10 protein-coding genes are annotated in these 16,401 nt (G+C 62.3%); 7 read left to right on the forward strand and 3 right to left on the reverse strand.

Annotation, left to right across the window (positions count from 1 at the left end):
• Positions 1-143 precede the first annotated feature (143 nt).
• Both QMK47_RS14825 and QMK47_RS14830 read left to right on the forward strand, forming a co-directional pair.
• Positions 144-3,236, forward strand: coding sequence for an autotransporter domain-containing protein (locus QMK47_RS14825; RefSeq protein ID WP_320390491.1), 3,093 nt, complete (start codon positions 144-146; stop codon positions 3,234-3,236).
• Positions 3,237-3,389: 153 nt separating this feature from the next.
• A complete protein-coding gene (locus QMK47_RS14830) occupies positions 3,390-5,243 on the forward strand; it encodes a polyurethanase (RefSeq protein ID WP_320390492.1) in 1,854 nt (617 codons plus the stop codon).
• 259 nt (positions 5,244-5,502) lie between these two features.
• Here QMK47_RS14830 and QMK47_RS14835 read toward each other — a convergent pair whose 3' ends face one another.
• Complete coding sequence (locus QMK47_RS14835; RefSeq protein ID WP_253474707.1) at positions 5,503-5,727, reverse strand: YgdI/YgdR family lipoprotein; 225 nt, start codon at positions 5,725-5,727, stop codon at positions 5,503-5,505.
• Positions 5,728-5,947: 220 nt separating this feature from the next.
• Between QMK47_RS14835 and QMK47_RS14840 the strand changes: the two genes are divergently transcribed.
• The 3 genes from QMK47_RS14840 (at position 5,948) to QMK47_RS14850 (ending at position 12,123) form a co-directional block, all read left to right on the forward strand.
• Positions 5,948-7,717 (forward strand): VRR-NUC domain-containing protein, encoded by a 1,770-nt coding sequence (locus QMK47_RS14840; protein WP_320390493.1) that lies wholly within the window; start codon positions 5,948-5,950, stop codon positions 7,715-7,717.
• Positions 7,714-10,044, forward strand: a complete 2,331-nt coding sequence (locus QMK47_RS14845; RefSeq protein WP_320390494.1) for an ATP-dependent DNA helicase — start codon at positions 7,714-7,716, stop codon at positions 10,042-10,044. The genes QMK47_RS14840 and QMK47_RS14845 overlap by 4 nt, the downstream gene beginning before the upstream one ends.
• Before the next feature lie 150 nt (positions 10,045-10,194).
• The gene (locus tag QMK47_RS14850; RefSeq protein WP_320390495.1) at positions 10,195-12,123 is read left to right on the forward strand and encodes a PAS domain S-box protein; all 1,929 of its coding nucleotides are present in this window, start codon (positions 10,195-10,197) and stop codon (positions 12,121-12,123) included.
• 153 nt (positions 12,124-12,276) lie between these two features.
• Here QMK47_RS14850 and QMK47_RS14855 read toward each other — a convergent pair whose 3' ends face one another.
• Positions 12,277-12,507 carry a hypothetical protein gene (locus tag QMK47_RS14855; protein WP_003201793.1) on the reverse strand — a complete coding sequence of 77 codons (231 nt, stop codon included), beginning with the start codon at positions 12,505-12,507 and terminating at the stop codon, positions 12,277-12,279.
• Positions 12,508-12,660: 153 nt separating this feature from the next.
• Between QMK47_RS14855 and QMK47_RS14860 the strand changes: the two genes are divergently transcribed.
• Positions 12,661-13,197, forward strand: coding sequence for a hypothetical protein (locus tag QMK47_RS14860; RefSeq protein WP_003201795.1), 537 nt, complete (start codon positions 12,661-12,663; stop codon positions 13,195-13,197).
• A 148-nt stretch (positions 13,198-13,345) separates the two neighbouring features.
• On the opposite strand, the gene QMK47_RS14865 is transcribed toward QMK47_RS14860, so the two are convergent.
• Positions 13,346-14,683 carry a cation:proton antiporter gene (locus QMK47_RS14865; RefSeq protein WP_320390496.1) on the reverse strand — a complete coding sequence of 446 codons (1,338 nt, stop codon included), beginning with the start codon at positions 14,681-14,683 and terminating at the stop codon, positions 13,346-13,348.
• Between the two features lie 324 nt (positions 14,684-15,007).
• Between QMK47_RS14865 and QMK47_RS14870 the strand changes: the two genes are divergently transcribed.
• Entirely contained in the window at positions 15,008-16,393 is a 1,386-nt protein-coding gene (locus tag QMK47_RS14870; protein ID WP_320390497.1) for an iron-containing redox enzyme family protein, read from the forward strand.
• The last annotated feature ends 8 nt before the right edge of the window (positions 16,394-16,401 follow it).

The following is a 16,401-nucleotide window of genomic DNA, read 5'->3' on the forward strand; positions in this document are numbered from 1 at the left end:
GCAAGGCAAGCCACAAAGCCAAGGCAAGGCAAGCCACAAAACTTAGGTCAGCCAAAAAGCCAAGGCTGCCACAGTGGTTGGGGTAAGTCCCATCAGGCCGCGCAAACCAAAAGGATTTTTGCAACAACTAAGGATGGTTCGTGATGAAAGTCGATAACAAAAAACAGCCCGGACAGACGGGCCGCGTGTTCCTGCTCAAGACCCTCAACCGCGCAGTGCTCTGCGCCCTGGCGACCTTGGGCACGGCCCAGGCGGCGCCTTATGTCGAGAGCGGCAGGGCGGACAATCCGGACAGCTGGCGCAGCAGCGAATTCAACGCCGAATGGGGGCTGGGGGCAATCAACGCGCAGCAGGCCTACGCCGCCGGGTATACCGGCAAGGGCGTCAAGCTGGGGATCTTCGACCAGCCGGTCTACGCGGCGCACCCGGAGTTCTCCGGTACCGGTAAAGTCGTGACCCTGGTCACCAGCGGCATCCGTGAGTACACCGACCCCTACATTCCGGTGAAGGCCGGTGATGCGTTCCGCTACGACGGTTCACCCACCGTCGGTTCCGATGGCAAGCTGGGTTCCCACGGCACCCATGTCGGCGGGATCGCTGCCGGCAGTCGCGATGGCAGCCCGATGCACGGCGTGGCGTACGATGCGCAGATCATCAGCGCCGACAACGGCGATCCGGGCCCAGAAGACGGCATCATCCTGGGCAACGACGGCGCGGTGTACAAGGCGGGATGGGATGCGTTGATTGCCAGCGGCGCACGCATCATCAACAACAGCTGGGGCATTGGCATCACCGATCGCTTCGACCAGGGCGGCCGCGATCCGGCGTTCCCGCACTTCACCGTGCAGGACGCGCAACTGCAATTCGACCAGATCCAGCCGTTGCTGGGCACCAAGCCCGGCGGCGCCTACGAGGGCGCCATCGCCGCGGCCCGCAGCGGGATCGTGACGATCTTCGCCGCTGGCAACGACTACAACCTCAATAACCCCGATGCCATCGCGGGCCTGGCGTATTTTGTGCCGGACATCGCGCCGAACTGGCTCACCGTGGCGGCGCTGCAAGTCAATCCGGACACCGCCAGCGCCGATCCGTACACCATCAGTACCTTCTCGTCGCGCTGCGGCTACACCGCCAGTTTCTGCGTGTCGGCACCGGGCACCCGGGTCTACAGCGCCGTGATCGGCGGCACCAGTGCCGACGACCTGACTGTCGGCTACGCCAACAAGAGCGGCACCTCCATGGCCGCGCCCCATGTCGCCGGCAGCGTGGCGGTGTTGATGGAGCGTTTCCCGTACATGACCGGCGCCCAGGTCGCCAGCGTGCTGCGCACCACCGCCACCGACATGGGCGCGCCGGGCGTCGATGCGTTGTATGGCTGGGGCATGATCAACCTGGGCAAGGCCATCGACGGTCCATCGATGCTGGTGACCGAGCAGGACATCCCCGAGGAATTCCGCATCGAGGGTGCTTATGGCTCCGGTCAGTTCGTGGCGGACCTGCCCGGCATTGGCGCGATCATCGATGCCGGCAAATCCACGGAGCGGGTGTGCAGTGGCATCCAATGTGGCCTGGACGTTTGGCGCAACGACATCGCCGGCCACGGCGGGCTGACCAAGGAGGGCATCGGCACCCTTGTGCTTACCGGCGCAAACACCTACAGCGGGCCAACCCTGGTCAATCAAGGACGACTGGCAATCAATGGCTCGCTGGCGTCGGCCGTTACGATCAACGACGGCGGCATCCTCGGCGGCAACGGGCGCATCGCCAGCCTCACCGCCAACCGCGGCGGCAGCGTGGCGCCAGGTAACTCCATCGGCACGTTGCAAGTGGCCGGTGATGTGACGTTCCAGCCCGGTTCGAACTACGCGGTGGAAGTCTCGCCCACCTCCAGTGACCAGATCGTGGCCGACGGCAAGGCGTCCATTGACGGGGCGACGGTGTCGTTGTCCCTGGAAAACAGCCCGACGCTGCTGACGGCCAGCGAAGTGAAAAGCCTGCTGGGCAGGCAGTTCAACATCCTCCAGGCCGCCGATGGTATTGACGGGCGCTTCGCTGAAGTCTTGCCCAACTATGCGTTTCTGGGGGGCGACCTGGCGTACAGCGCCAGTGGCATTCAACTGGCGGTCGAGCGTAACGACGCGTCATTTGCCAGCCTCGGCCTGACGCCTAACCAGCGCTCCGTCGCCTCGGCCGCCGAACAACTGGGCGCGGGCAACGGACTCTACGAAGCCTTGCTGCTTTCGCCCAGCGCCGCCGTGGCGCAACAGGCATTCCAGCAACTGTCTGGTGAAATCCATCCGGCCATCGGCACGCTGCTGATCAACGACAGCCGTCAATTGCGCGACGCCGTGGGTGATCGCCTGCGCCAGGACGCGCTGTACGACGCCGGTACGCCGACCGATGCCAGCAGCAATGCCTGGTTCAAGGTGCTGGGCGCTTGGGGCAAGAACGATGGCGGAAATGATCACGCCGGTACGACCAGCTCCATCGGTGGCTTGCTGGCCGGTGTCGACGGCCTGATCAGCGACCAGACACGACTGGGCTTCGTCACCGGCTACAGCGACAGTTCGTTGAGCATGGGCGACGGCACCCATTCCTCGGCCAAGGCCGACAGCTATCACCTGGGTGTCTATCTGGGGCATGAGATCGACGCGCTGCGCCTGACCGTCGGCGGCGCCCACAGTTGGCATCGCATCGACGTCAAGCGTGACCTGCAATGGGGTGACGTCAGCGGCCGGGAGAAAACCAAGCGCGATGCCCGGACCACCCAGCTCTTCACCGAAGCGGCGTATCGCCTCGACGTGCAACCGGTAGACCTGGAGCCGTTTGCCAACCTGGCCTATGTGCACCTGGACAGCGACAGCTTCCATGAAAAAGGCGACAACGCAGCCCTGCATGCTGGCGACGATCGTCGCGATGCCGTGCTCTCGACCCTGGGCGTGCGGGCCAGCCACACCTTGGTCCTGTCGGATCAACAGCAACTGCAGCTGTCCGGCTCCCTCGGCTGGCAGCACAACCTGAGCAGCACCACGTCCGAACAGGACCTGGCATTTGCCGGCAGCAGCAACACCTTCGCGGTGCAGAGCGTGTCCATGGACCGCAACGCGGCCGTGATCGGTGCCCGTGCCGGGCTCGCGGTCGCCAAGGATGTGCGGGTCAATCTCGATTACAACGGCTTGCTCGGCGCCCGGGATAAAACCCATGGCGTGGGCCTGACGCTGGATTGGCAGTTCTGACCAAGAGGAGGCGTTGAACAGGCATCTCCGTGGCGAGGGAGCTTGCTCCCGCTTGAGTGCGAAGCGCTCACAAGAGGGGCCTGCTGCGCAGTCCAGCGGGAGCAAGCTCCCTCGCCACCACAGCATTCCAACAACAAAAAGAGAGCAACAACCATGGGTATCTACGACTACAAGAACCTCGGCACTGCCGAATCCAAGGCTCTGGTCAGCGACGCAATGGCGATCATGCTGTATTCCTACCACAACCTCGACAACGGCTTTGCCACCGGTTACCAGCACAACGGCTTCGGTGCCGGGCTGCCGGCGACCCTGGTCACCGCGCTGCTGGGTGGCACCGATTCCCAAGGGGTGATTCCCGGCGTGCCGTGGAACCCCGACTCGGAAAAACTGGCCCTGGAGGCGGTACAGAAGGCCGGCTGGACGCCCATCAGCGCCGCGCAGCTGGGTTACGCCGGCAAGGTGGATGGCCGCGGGACGTTTTTCGGTGAAAAGGCCGGCTACACCACCGCGCAGGTAGAGATCCTCGGCAAGTACGACGCCGAGGGTCACTTGCAGGAAATCGGCGTGTCGTTTCGCGGCACCAGCGGCCCTCGGGAAAACCTGATTGGCGATTCCATCGGTGACGTGATCAACGACCTGATGGCCGCGCTGGGGCCCAAGGACTATGCGAAAAACTACGTCGGCGAAGCCTTTGGCAACCTGCTCGGGGATGTCGCGAAGTTTGCCCAGGCCCATGGCCTGACAGGCAACGACGTGCTGGTCAGCGGTCACAGCCTGGGGGGGCTGGCGGTCAACAGCCTGGCGGACTTGAGCGCCAGCCAATGGTCGGGGTTCTACTCCAGTGCCAACTACATCGCCTACGCCTCGCCAACCCAGAGCAGTACCGACAAGGTCTTGAACATCGGTTACGAGAACGATCCGGTGTTCCGCGCCCTGGACGGCTCGACGTTCAACCTCGCGTCGGTAGGTGTGCACGATGGGCAGCAGGAATCGGCCACCAACAACATCGTCAGCTTCAACGACCACTACGCTTCGACGGCATGGAACGTGTTGCCGTTTTCCATTCTCAACATCCCCACCTGGATTTCCCACCTGCCTACCGGCTACGGCGATGGCATGGGCCGGATCATGGGCTCGGTGTTCTACGACCTCACCGAAAAAGACTCCACCATCATCGTCGCCAACCTGTCGGACCCCGCGCGCGCCAATACCTGGGTGCAGGACCTCAACCGCAATGCTGAAACCCACACCGGCAGCACGTTCATCATCGGCAGCGACAGCAATGACCTGATCCAGGGCGGACAGGGCAACGACTACCTGGAAGGCCGCGCCGGCAATGACACTTTTCGCGATGGCGGTGGCTACAACGTGATCGTGGGCGGGCAGGGCAGCAACAGCCTGCAACTGCAGCAGTCGGTGAAGGATTTCAGTTTTGCCCATGACGGGGCCGGGACGCTGTATATGCGCGACGCCCATGGCGCGATCAGCATCACTCGCGACATTGGCACGCTGGTCAGTAAGGAGTCCGGATTGTTCTGGGGGCTGCTCAAGGATGAGGTGAGCCACAGCGTCACCGCCAATGGCCTGGAGGCCGGCGCCAACCTGACGGCGTATGCCTCTTCGATCAAGGGCAGCGCGGCCAACGACACGCTGGTAGCGGGAGCAAAGGGGGACTGGCTGTTCGGGCAGGACGGCAACGATGTGCTGGTGGGCGGCGCGGGTAACGACACCTTCGTCGGTGGTGCGGGCAATGACCAGATGCAAGCGGGGGGCGGCAGTGACACCTTCCTCTTCAACGGCACTTTCGGCCAGGACCGGATCAGCGGCTACGACGCGGGGGACAAGCTGGTGTTCCTCGGCGTGCCGGGCGCCGGGGCAGGTCATGACTACAGCCAGTACCTGTCACAAGTGGGCAATGACACGCTGCTCAAGGTCGGCGACAGTTCCGTGACCCTGGTGGGCGTTGGTCTGGGTCAGGTGGGGGGCGAAGGGATCGTGTTCGCCTGATATCGCTATCGCGAGCAAGCTCGCTCCCACAGGGGGCTCGGGTGTACGCAACATTTGTGTTCACCACCAAACCTTGTGGGAGCGAGCCTGCTCGCGATTGAGCCGGCACATCCAGCCTCTCTGTGACTGACTCACCGCTATCGCGAGCAAGCTCGCACACAGTGGATTTGGGGTGTATGCAGTGTTTGTATTCACCACCGAGCCTTTGTGGGAGCGAGCTTGCTCGCGATGGCGGTGCAACAGGCCAGTCACGGGTTAATCAGTCTTCCTTGCGAATGGTTGCCACATCATCGGCGCGGACCCGGACTTTCCTGCCGGAAATATCCTCGAACTCGTAGAAACCGTCGGCGGTGCGGGTGTTGGGGGTGTCCTTGGTCAAATACTGGGTACCGTTCTGCAAAGTCACCACGGTTTGCGACGCGCAGCCAGCCAGAGCCAGAAACGCCACGGCGACCATGGGCAGGCCCAGAAACCTGATGTTCATAACCATAACCTCTCAATCAAAAGGACACGGAGCAGCTGATTCGACCGCGCCATCACATTAGCTAACCGCCATTGGTCTCGCTTGCCGTAGGAAAGTTCATCGCTGGCTGAAGGATTTCACCTTAAATATAGGAGACCGTTCATCTTTTGCTGTTGCCTGGCTGGTTTACAGCTGCTATCTGTATGCATAACCAGTACCCGATATCCTTGGCGTTCTTTCTGTGGCAGTCCGTTCCCTCGACGACCCGTTTTACTACCTGAACAACTTCCAGCAAGTGCTCGCTTTGTTGACGCAGCGTTATGCCGATGTGCTCAGCACCGACGAGCAGCGCTTCATCGAGCACTTCGCCGCGCTGCCGCGTGGCGCCCAGGGCTTGCTGGTGCGGATGGTGATGCGCAAGGGGCTACGGTTTCGCCATAGCAAGCTGCATTACCCAGAAATTGGCGACATCGGCGCCGCCGTCGCGCCACTGTTGGCGCTGGGTTGGGTCGAGGAACAGGTCCCCATCGGGCTCGTCGAGCTGTTCGAGGTGCTGCTCAAGCCGGAAATCCTCCTGTGCCTGGGCCACCTGATCGAACACCCCAAGGCGAAAAAGACCGAATGGCTCCAGGCCTTGGACGAACGCCTCAACCAGCCCCAGCCGTTCGATGCCTGGTGCCCGCAGTTGGACGACCGGCTGTACAGCCTGACGATCATGAGTTTGTGTGACCGGCTGCGGTTGATGTTTTTCGGCAACCTTTACCAGGACTGGTCGGAATTCGTCCTCGCGGACCTGGGCATCTTCACCTACGAAACCGTCGAGTTCAGCGCCGAGTCACGAGGCTTACGCAGCCGCGACGACGTCGATGCCTGCCTGTTCCTGCACGACTGCCAGCAGCGCTTCGAAGCAGGCGAACCCCTGGAAGAGATCGTCGCCCAGATCAACGAACTGTCCCTGGACAATCCGTGGCTGGAGCGGCGCCGGGGCAAGTTGTTGTTCCAGATTGGCCAGCACGGCGAGCGCATCGGCGACTTCGCCTTGGCCTTGGGCATCTATCGCCATTGCACCTACCCGGGCGCGCGGTTGCGGATGATCCGGGTGCTGGAGCGCATCGGCGAATACGCCCTGGCCCTTGAACTGGGCGAGGCGGCGGCCCTCGCACCGCAAAGTGCCGCCGAAACCCAGGCCTTGCTGCGGATCGTGCCCCGCCTGCGGCGCAAGTTGGGCGGCCCGCCAGTGCCACGGGCCATGGCCCGGGAAGTGGAACGCCTGGAGCTGCAGCTGCCGCGCGTCGATCCGACCTTGTCCGTGGAGTACCACGTCCAGGCCCACCTGCACGACGACAGCGCGCCAGTGCATTACGTCGAGAACAGCCTGATCAATTCGCTGTTCGGCCTGCTGTGCTGGCCGGCGATCTTCGCGCCATTGCCGGGCGCGTTTTTTCACCCGTTCCAGCGGGGGCCGGTGGACCTGCTCAACGAAGATTTCCATGCCCGTCGCGCCGAGCTGTTCGCCGCTTGCCTGGCAGAGTTGGACGATGGCCGCTATCGACAGACCATCGGCCGTCGCTACGCCGAAAAGTGGGGCGTGCAGTCGCCTTTCGTATTCTGGGGCGCGCTGTCCGAGCCCTTGCTGGAGCAAGCCCTCGATTGCCTGCCGGCCGCGCATCTCAAGCATTGGTTTGACCGTCTGCTGCTGGACATCAAGGCCAATCGCGCCGGCATGCCGGACCTGATCCAGTTCTGGCCGCAGCACAAGACTTACCGCATGATCGAAGTCAAAGGCCCTGGCGATCGGCTGCAAGACAATCAGCTACGCTGGCTGGAGTTCTGTCATGAACACCAGATGCCCGTTGCCGTTTGTTATGTGCAATGGGCAGAGTCAGCCATCGCGAGCGAGCTCGCTCCCACAGTGGGCGAACCACCACAGCCCACCTGTGGCAGTGAACTCGGGGATGAGTCATCACAGATCACCTGTGGGAGCGAGCTTGCTCGCGATGGGGCCGCATGACCCCTGCACCCAGCTACAGCATCGCCGTGCGGGCGATGTGCGAGTTCACCGCCAAGGTGGGTGATCTCGACCTGCGCTTCACGCCGTCGCCCACGGCCCTGGAAGGCATCGCCGGCCATCGCACCGTGGCCTCGCGGCGCAGCGAGGGTTATCAGGCTGAAGTGGCCCTCGAAGGTCATTACCAGACACTGACAGTCAAAGGCCGGGCCGATGGCTACGACCCGGCCCGCCAGTGCCTTGAGGAAGTGAAAACCTACCGCGGCGACCTGAGTAAACAACCGGCCAATCATCGCCAACTGCATTGGGCCCAGGCGAAAGTCTATGGCGGGTTGATGTGCCAGAAACTGCAGTTGCCGCACATCGACGTGGCCCTGGTGTATTTCGACATCGTCAGCGAAAAGGAAACCTGCATCACCCAACGTTTCGAGGCGACACAGCTGCAAGCCTTCTTCGAAGCGCAATGCGCGTTGTTCCTGGCCTGGGCCGAACAGGAAATGGCCCATCGACAGGCGCGCAATCTCGGCGCGCAATCGCTGGTATTTCCCCATGCGGGTTTCAGGCCGGGGCAACGGCACCTGGCTGAATCGGTGTTCAAGGCCGTCAGTACCGGCCGCTGCCTGATGGCCCAGGCGCCCACAGGCATCGGCAAGACCGTTGGCACGCTGTTTCCGCTGCTCAAGGCCCTGGCGCCGCAGCAACTGGACAAGGTGTACTTCCTCACGGCGAAAACCCCGGGGCGCAAGCTGGCCCTGGATGCGGCGCGCGTGATCACTCACGGCGAGTCGTCAATGCCATTGCGGGTGCTGGAAATGATCGCCCGGGACAAGGCTTGCGAACACCCGGACAAAGCCTGCCATGGCGAATCCTGCCCACTGGCCCGGGGTTTTTACGACCGCTTGCCGGGCGCCCGGGCAGCGGCGAGCCAGGTCACCTTGCTCGACCAGGCGGCGTTGCGCGAGATTGCCCTGGCCCATGAGGTCTGCCCGTATTACCTCAGCCAGGAAATGGCCCGCTGGGCCGACGTGGTGGTGGCCGACTACAACTATTACTTCGACTTCAGCGCATTGCTCTTCGGCCTGGCCCAGGCCAACGGCTGGACTGTCGCGACCTTGGTGGATGAAGCCCATAACCTGGTGGAGCGCGGGCGGCAGATGTACAGCGCGACCCTCGACCAGGCCACGCTGACCAGCGTGCGCAAAACCGCCCCCGAACCGCTGAAGAAATCCCTGGACAGGGTCAATCGCCAGTGGAATGCCTTGCATGCGCCCCAGGTGGCGGCCTATCAGGCCTATGAAAAACTGCCGGAAAAACTGCTCCAGGCCCTGGCCACCTGTACGACGGCTATCGGCGATTATCTCAACGATCATCCCCAGGGCCTGGACAGCGGATTGCAGGCGTTCTACTTCGACGCGTTGCAGTTTGGCCGGGTGGCGGAAACCTTCGACGAGCACTTTCTGTTCGACATCCACAAGCGCGAACTTGGCCGCCAGCGCAGCCTGTCTACGCTGTGCCTGCGCAACGTGGTGCCGGCCGCGTTCCTGCGGCCCAGGCTGACCGCCGCGCGCAGCACCGTGCTGTTCTCGGCGACCTTGAGCCCTCGGCATTACTACGCAGACTTGTTGGGGACGCCGGGCGACACGGTATGGATCGACGTGGAATCGCCGTTCAAGGCCGAACAACTGGACGTGCAGGTTGTCAGCCGCATTTCCACCCGTTTTGCCCATCGCCAGGCGTCCCTGGAGCCCATTGCCGCGTTGATGGCCCGCCAGTTCAACGAGCGCCCAGGCAACTACCTGGCTTTTTTCAGCAGCTTCGATTACTTGCAGCAAGTGGCTGGACTGTTTGCCGAGCGGTACCCGCAAATTGCGCTCTGGACGCAATCGCGCGGCATGGGCGAAGCCCCCCGGCAGGCGTTTCTCGAGCGGTTCATGGAGCACAGCCAGGGCATTGGCTTTGCGGTGCTGGGTGGCGCGTTCGGCGAGGGCATCGATTTGCCGGGTTCACGCCTGATCGGCGCGTTCATCGCCACCTTGGGGCTGGCGCAGTTCAACCCGGTCAATGAGCAGATAAAACAGCGCATGGCCGCGATCTTCGGCGATGGCTACGACTACACGTACCTGTATCCCGGCCTGCAAAAAGTCGTGCAGGCGGCCGGTCGCGTGATCCGCACCCAGCAGGATCGCGGGGTGGTGATGCTGATCGATGACCGGTTTGGCGAGGCCCGGGTGCAGCACTTATTGCCGCAGTGGTGGTCTGTCACTCAGGAAGCACACCCCGCCACCTGTGGGAGCGAGCTTGCTCGCGATAGCGGCCTGTCAGTGACATGAAGGCTGGCTGAAACACCACCATCGCCAGCAAGCTCGCTCCCAAAGGGGAATCCATTAGGGCTGGGGTTTGTGAATAGCCTGGGAATAATTTTTCCTGGCACCAGACTTGTTCCATACTCCGAAAAAAGTCCACACGGATGCCCCGGCCAGATGCTTGAGAACGCCCCCAAGACCCCACTCATGAACGAGGAACAGCGCTTTCGCCTGCTCATCGACGCTGTGGTCGACTACGCCATCTACATGACCGACCCCTCGGGCATCATCACCAGCTGGAACTCTGGCGCCAGGCGCTTCAAGGGCTACGAGGAATCCGAGATCCTGGGCCAGCATTTCTCCCGTTTCTACACCGATCAGGACCGCGCCGCCGGCCTGCCGCAACGGGCGCTGGACACGGCCGTGCATGAGGGGCGCTTTGAAGGCGAGGGCTGGCGGGTGCGCAAGGACGGCACGCTGTTCTGGTCCCATGTGGTGATCGATCCGATCATCGACAGCCAGAGCGGCACCTTGCTTGGTTTCGCCAAGATCACCCGCGACCTGACCGATCGCAAGATGGCCGAGGAAACCCTCAAGCAAAGCGAGCAGCAGTTCCGCCTGCTGGTGCAAAGCGTCACCGATTACGCCATCTACATGCTCGACCCGCAAGGCCAGGTCACCAACTGGAACCTGGGGGCGCAGCGGATCAAGGGTTATCTTCCGGCCGAGGCTATCGGCCGGCATTTCTCGATGTTCTACACCCCCGAGGATCGCGATGCCGGCGAACCACAGCGCGCGTTGAGCATCGCCGCCAGCGAAGGGCGCTTCGAGAAGAAAGGTTGGCGCATGCGCAAGGATGGCACGCGCTTCATGGCCCACGTGGTCATCGATGCGATCCGCAGCGACACCGGCATGCTATTGGGCTTTGCCAAGATCACCCGCGACATTACCGATGCCACCCAGGCCCAGCAGGCCCTCGAGCAGGCCCGCGAGGCGCTGTTCCAATCCCAGAAACTGCAAGCCATCGGCCAGCTCACCGGCGGCATCGCCCATGATTTCAACAACCTGTTGACGGTCATCCTTGGCAACCTGGAGATCGTGCGCAAGCGCATGCCCAACGAGCCGAAACTCACTCAATTGCTGGACAACGCGACCCAGGGCGCGCTGCGCGGGGTTTCGCTGACCCAGCGCATGCTGGCGTTTGCCCGCCGGCAAAAACTGACCTACGAGTCGGTCGAGCTGTCGGCTTTGGTGCAGGGTATCAGCGGCCTACTGCAAAGCTCCCTGGGCCCGTCGATACACATCCAGACCCGTTTCGCCGAGGCGCTGTCGCCGGTGCTGGCCGATGTCAATCAACTGGAACTGGCGATTCTCAACCTGGCGACCAACGCCCGGGACGCCATGCCCCATGGCGGCCAGCTCATGATTACCGCCGAGGAGCGGCAAGGGTGTGATGCGGCCCCGGACAAGCCGATGGTCCCTGGGCGCTACATTTGCCTGGCGATTACCGATGAAGGCGAGGGCATGGATGAAGCCACGCTGGCCTCGGCCGTGGACCCGTTCTTCACCACCAAGGGTGTCGGCAAGGGCACGGGCCTGGGGTTGTCCATGGTGCATGGCCTGGCAGAGCAGTTGGGTGGACGCCTGACGCTCAGGAGCCAGAAAGGAGTCGGTACCACTGCGCAGTTGTGGCTACCGGTGGCGAACAACCCGGCACCGGGCAAAGCGTCGATCCAGGAAGCAATGCAGCCGGTCGATGAGCTGAAAGTGCTGGTGGTCGATGATGACAGCCTGGTGCTGACCAGCACGCGCCTGTTGATCGAGGACCTCGGGCACCGGGTCCTTTGCGCGCCATCGGGCGCCCAGGCACTGGAGCTGTATGAGCGCACCCCGGACATCGACCTGGTAATCACCGACATGGCCATGCCGCAGATGGACGGTGCGCAGTTGGCGAAGCTGTTGCGTGACCGCCAACCGAACCTGCCCATCATCCTGGCCACCGGTTATGCCGAACGCCTGGAAGGCTTCGCCACGCAATTGCCTCGGTTGATCAAGCCGTTCAAGCAGATTGACCTGGTGCAGATCATTGGGCAGACGATGAAATAGTCAGCAATGCAACGTCCGCCTCCTGTGGCAAGGGAGCTGTGTAGGAGCTGTCGAGTGCAACGAGGCTGCGATCTTTCCCCAGACACTTGAGTCCCAAGCGAAAGATCAAAAGATCGCAGCCTTCGGCAGCTCCTACAGCACAAGAGCCGGCGCTTATTCGGTATTTTTCTTGAACCCACGCAAATTCATCGCACACAGGCAAAACTGCAACACGATCAATGCATACGCGTGGGTATGAAGCCCCCAGATCACCCACAGAATATTGCTGGCAATAAAACAACTGAATCCCGCCACCCGGCGTCGCGGTTGGCGGGAGCCGATCAACCAGGCGGCCAGCACCGTGACGAGCATCGCTGGCCATTGCACCCATCCAAGATAATCCACACAAGCGTCCTCTTGCCCTTACGAACTAGAGACCCTGGCGGTTGGGGAGCGTTTCCTCGGACGTTGGATGCACCTGCGGTCCATTGGCTTGAACTTGCCGTTTGCCGGGTTCTTCTAATGAGTCCGAATCATCACCGAGGCTCAGCCTGCGCAATGCCCAGAATACTCACCGGGCCAACCCCGGAAGAAGAACTGACGGAACACAACGCCAAACTGTTCGGTTCACCCAAGGAACGACTGGATTTCTATCGACGGGAGATCCAGTACGAAACCAGCATCCTGGCCAACCGAACCGATGCTTACCTCGCCGCCCAATCTTTCCTGGTGATCGCCTTTGCCTCGTGCATGGCCAACCTGAACCCGGAGTGGGGCAAGTTGTTCACGCTGATCGTGCCGCCATTCCTGGCCTTGCTGGGGTTCCTGAGCTCGCTCAATGCCTGGCCGGGCATCAAAGCGGCCTACGAAATCATCGATCATTGGCATTTCAAACAGAGCGAGTTATTGCGCGCCGAACCCTTGATGGGCCTGGCCTACGACGAGTCACCGCTGTTCAGCGAGCGGGAGTCGACACACAAAGGCTACCGCAAGTCGCTGCTGTTCTCGGTGCGTACGCCATGGATCTTCGCCACCTTCTGGGTATTGCTGGGGGTGTATTCGGTCTATATCCAGATGGGCGATCCTGGTGGTTGAGCCACACTCGCTTGAGGACGAACATCATTGTGGCGAGGGAGCTTGCTCCCGCTGGGCTGCGAAGCGGCCCCAAGCTTTGCGGTTGCTGCGCAACCGAGCGGGAGCAAGCTCCCTCGCCACAACAGCGTTCATCTCCTGCCGCAATGCCTCACCTCGGCTGCTTGCGGCGCTCATACCATGCCAGGGTCGGTTGGGTCGTGACGCCATGGGCCAGAATGCTCAACGCCACCACCGACAGGGTGAGGTTGATGCACAGTTGCGACACCTCCGGCTGCAGGTCATGGTTCAAGGCGAAAAACAGATAAAACAGGCTGCCGATCCCGCGGATGCCAAACCAGCCGATCAGCAGCCGTTGCGGTCCGTCGAGCAGTCGCCCCCAGGGTAACGCCAGCACACTCAACGGGCGGATGACGGCAAACAACAGGGCACCGATCGCCAAGGCCCGCCAGTCCCAATGGTTGGCCAACACGACGCCGAGCAGGGTAACCAGGAATACTTCCATCGATCGCTCCACCAGACTGCCGAATGCGAGCATGTCGCTCATCATGACGCCTGCGGCCAATTGACCATCGTCCAGCGACTCGGTGTCACCGAGGACAGCCTGCTGGGGATCGACGGTTTCGTGGCCCACCACCGGTTGCACCAGGTGTTCTGCCGGCGGCGCCGCTTCGTCGGTGGACTTGACCTCGGCCTGGCGCAGCCCCAAGCCGGCGGCGAACACTGAGAGAAAGCCGTAGCCCTGGATCCACTCGGCCACGACGTACGCCAGGGCAATCAGCGCCAGGGCCAGGTAGTCATTGGGCGACAGCGTGCTGTCGGCATTCTTGATGCGCATCGACAAGGTCAGCTTGCCAATGCCGCGGCCCATCCAGTAGCCGACCAGCAAACCGGCCGGCACCGCCCAGAGGACGTTACGCAACAACCATTCACCGAGAAAACCGCTGCCGTCGTCGCGCAGCATCAACAGGCCGAGGATCACAAAAGGAAATGCCGTCCCGTCGTTCAGTCCCGCTTCGCCCGACAGGCCGAAACGTACCCGGTCGTCATCCCGCGCATCGTTGACCTGCACCAGCGCCGCCAGCACCGGATCGGTAGGTGCCAGCATCGCGCCGATCAGCATCGACACGCCCCAACTGAGGCCGAACAGATAATGCAATGCCAGGCACAGGCCGGCGATGCACAGGATCATCACCGGCCCGGCCAGCCCAAAGGCGACACGCCAGGTACGGTTCTTGAGGGGCAAACGCAACTTGAGGCCGCTGACGAACAACGAAAACACCACCGCGACCTCCGTGAGGTGCTCCATCCAGACCGACGAGTCGCTGATGTCCAGCTTCAGCACGTCCAATCCCATCGGCCCGATGACGACGCCCAGCACCAGGCACATCGCCGAGGTGGTGACCGGCATCCAGCGCAGATAGGAGGAGGTCAAGGCCAGGGTCAGCAACACCGCACCGAGCACCGCTACCCATACTGTGAAAGTCATCGTTGCTCCTTGGATAACCGGGTGCCGACTAACCCCGTGGCGAGGGAGCTTGCTCCCGCTCGAGTGCGAAGCGCTCGCGGCATTGGGGCCGCTTCGCGACCCAGCGGGAGCAAGCTCCCTCGCCACAACAGCGTTTTTGTCACATTCAACAGCTGGGCGGTTCTCAATATTCGAGGGCTGGAACGAAACGAGGGTTCCCCTCGTGAACGGACAACCCGTTTATCCGCCTGCCTTTCAACCCAACGGAATTTTTCGCCGTTGCCAGCGCTCTGCAACAGAAGAGACGTTCTGATTCAGCGTCCGCCGAGAACCCAAGAGGCCCTTATGACTGCGCTGACACCCCTTCAATCCCGGCCGGCCACCGTCCAGGCTGTCACCCATAACGGACACGTGCGCCAATGCTATGAACGACTGTTCCAGGGCCCCGACGACGCCGACAAGCAAGCCGTCGCCCAAGCGTTCCTCCAGAAATGCATCGCAAAGGCCGCGACGCTTCCCCAGGAGATGCCCGACGACCCCATGGCGCTGCAGACCTGGGTCGAGCAGCACAGCGCCGGAGTGGCCCGGCAATACGCTGACTACCTGGAGCGGCGTAAAAAGGGCGGCGCGCGGGAGTTCTTCAGCGGCAAAGCCCACGCCCTGTACTTCCTGCAGGCGGTGGCGCCGACCAAACAGGTGGACGGCGCCTGGCTGTATGGCGTGGTCAAGCACTGGCACGATCACCGTTTCGAAGGGTTGCTATGCACCTACCTGGAAGAGCTGGGGGACGGTCATCCCGCGCAAAACCACGTGGTGCTCTATCGCAAATTGCTCGCCGAACACGACCTGTCGGATGCCCCGGACATCGACGACGACCTTTATCTGCAAGGCGCCGTGCAACTGGCCTTGGGTTACGCCGGCGACGAATACCTGCCAGAGGTCATCGGCTACAACCTGGGCTATGAGCAATTGCCCCTGCATCTGTTGATCAGCGCCTATGAGCTGAGCGAGCTGGACATCGATCCGTACTATTTCACCCTTCATGTCACCATCGACAACGCCAGCACCGGCCACGCCCATAAGGCCGTGCAAGCGCTGCAGCAGCTGATGCCGATGGAAGCCGACCGTGCAGCCTTCTGGCATCGGGTCACGCTGGGCTATCGCCTCAACGACCTGGGGCAGGGCAGCCGGGACATCATCGCCTCGTTCGACCTGGATCGCGAAGTGCTGGACATGCTTGAACGCAAACGCCCGTTCGGCCAGCACATGCATTCCGATTACTGCAAGTTCGAAGGCAAGACTGTCAACCAGTGGCTTTCGGCGCCAGGCCAGTTGGAAGGGTTCTTGGCGGCAATGCGGGACAAAGGCTGGATCAAACGCCATGAAGACCCACAGAGCAGCCGCTTCTGGACGCTGATCAATGGGGCTGGCGCAGCCATGTTCGGGGTGTTCAGCCCCTACGAAAAACAGCTGCTGCATGATTGGATAGCCGGCGACTGGCTGGACGAGGGCACAAGGTCCGGCGTCCGGCGCGGTGCGGTTGCGGCTTGCGAGCCGACGACGCCGATGGATGATCCCGATGTGCAGAGCTTGCAACAGGCACTGCAAGGCCGGGCGCCCAACGAACAGATGCAGGTTCTGATGCCGTGGCTCTGTGCTCGGCGTCATAGCCATCCGGCGGGGCTGTTGGCGACTCGCCGCTTCATCGAACTCAAATCCGCACTTCGCTAGGGAGCCCT

Source organism: Pseudomonas sp. P9_35, assembly GCF_034008205.1.
Taxonomy (GTDB): domain Bacteria; phylum Pseudomonadota; class Gammaproteobacteria; order Pseudomonadales; family Pseudomonadaceae; genus Aquipseudomonas; species Aquipseudomonas kilonensis.

Bases quoted from the DNA above. Each gene is read 5' to 3' on its own strand.
- QMK47_RS14825 (WP_320390491.1), top strand. From the start codon at position 144: ATGAAAGTCGATAACAAAAAACAGCCCGGACAGACGGGCCGCGTGTTC.
- QMK47_RS14830 (WP_320390492.1), top strand. From the start codon at position 3,390: ATGGGTATCTACGACTACAAGAACCTCGGCACTGCCGAATCCAAGGCT.
- QMK47_RS14860 (WP_003201795.1), top strand. From the start codon at position 12,661: ATGCCCAGAATACTCACCGGGCCAACCCCGGAAGAAGAACTGACGGAA.
- QMK47_RS14835 (WP_253474707.1), bottom strand. From the start codon at position 5,727: ATGAACATCAGGTTTCTGGGCCTGCCCATGGTCGCCGTGGCGTTTCTG.
- QMK47_RS14870 (WP_320390497.1), top strand. From the start codon at position 15,008: ATGACTGCGCTGACACCCCTTCAATCCCGGCCGGCCACCGTCCAGGCT.
- QMK47_RS14850 (WP_320390495.1), top strand. From the start codon at position 10,195: ATGCTTGAGAACGCCCCCAAGACCCCACTCATGAACGAGGAACAGCGC.
- QMK47_RS14845 (WP_320390494.1), top strand. From the start codon at position 7,714: ATGACCCCTGCACCCAGCTACAGCATCGCCGTGCGGGCGATGTGCGAG.
- QMK47_RS14865 (WP_320390496.1), bottom strand. From the start codon at position 14,683: ATGACTTTCACAGTATGGGTAGCGGTGCTCGGTGCGGTGTTGCTGACC.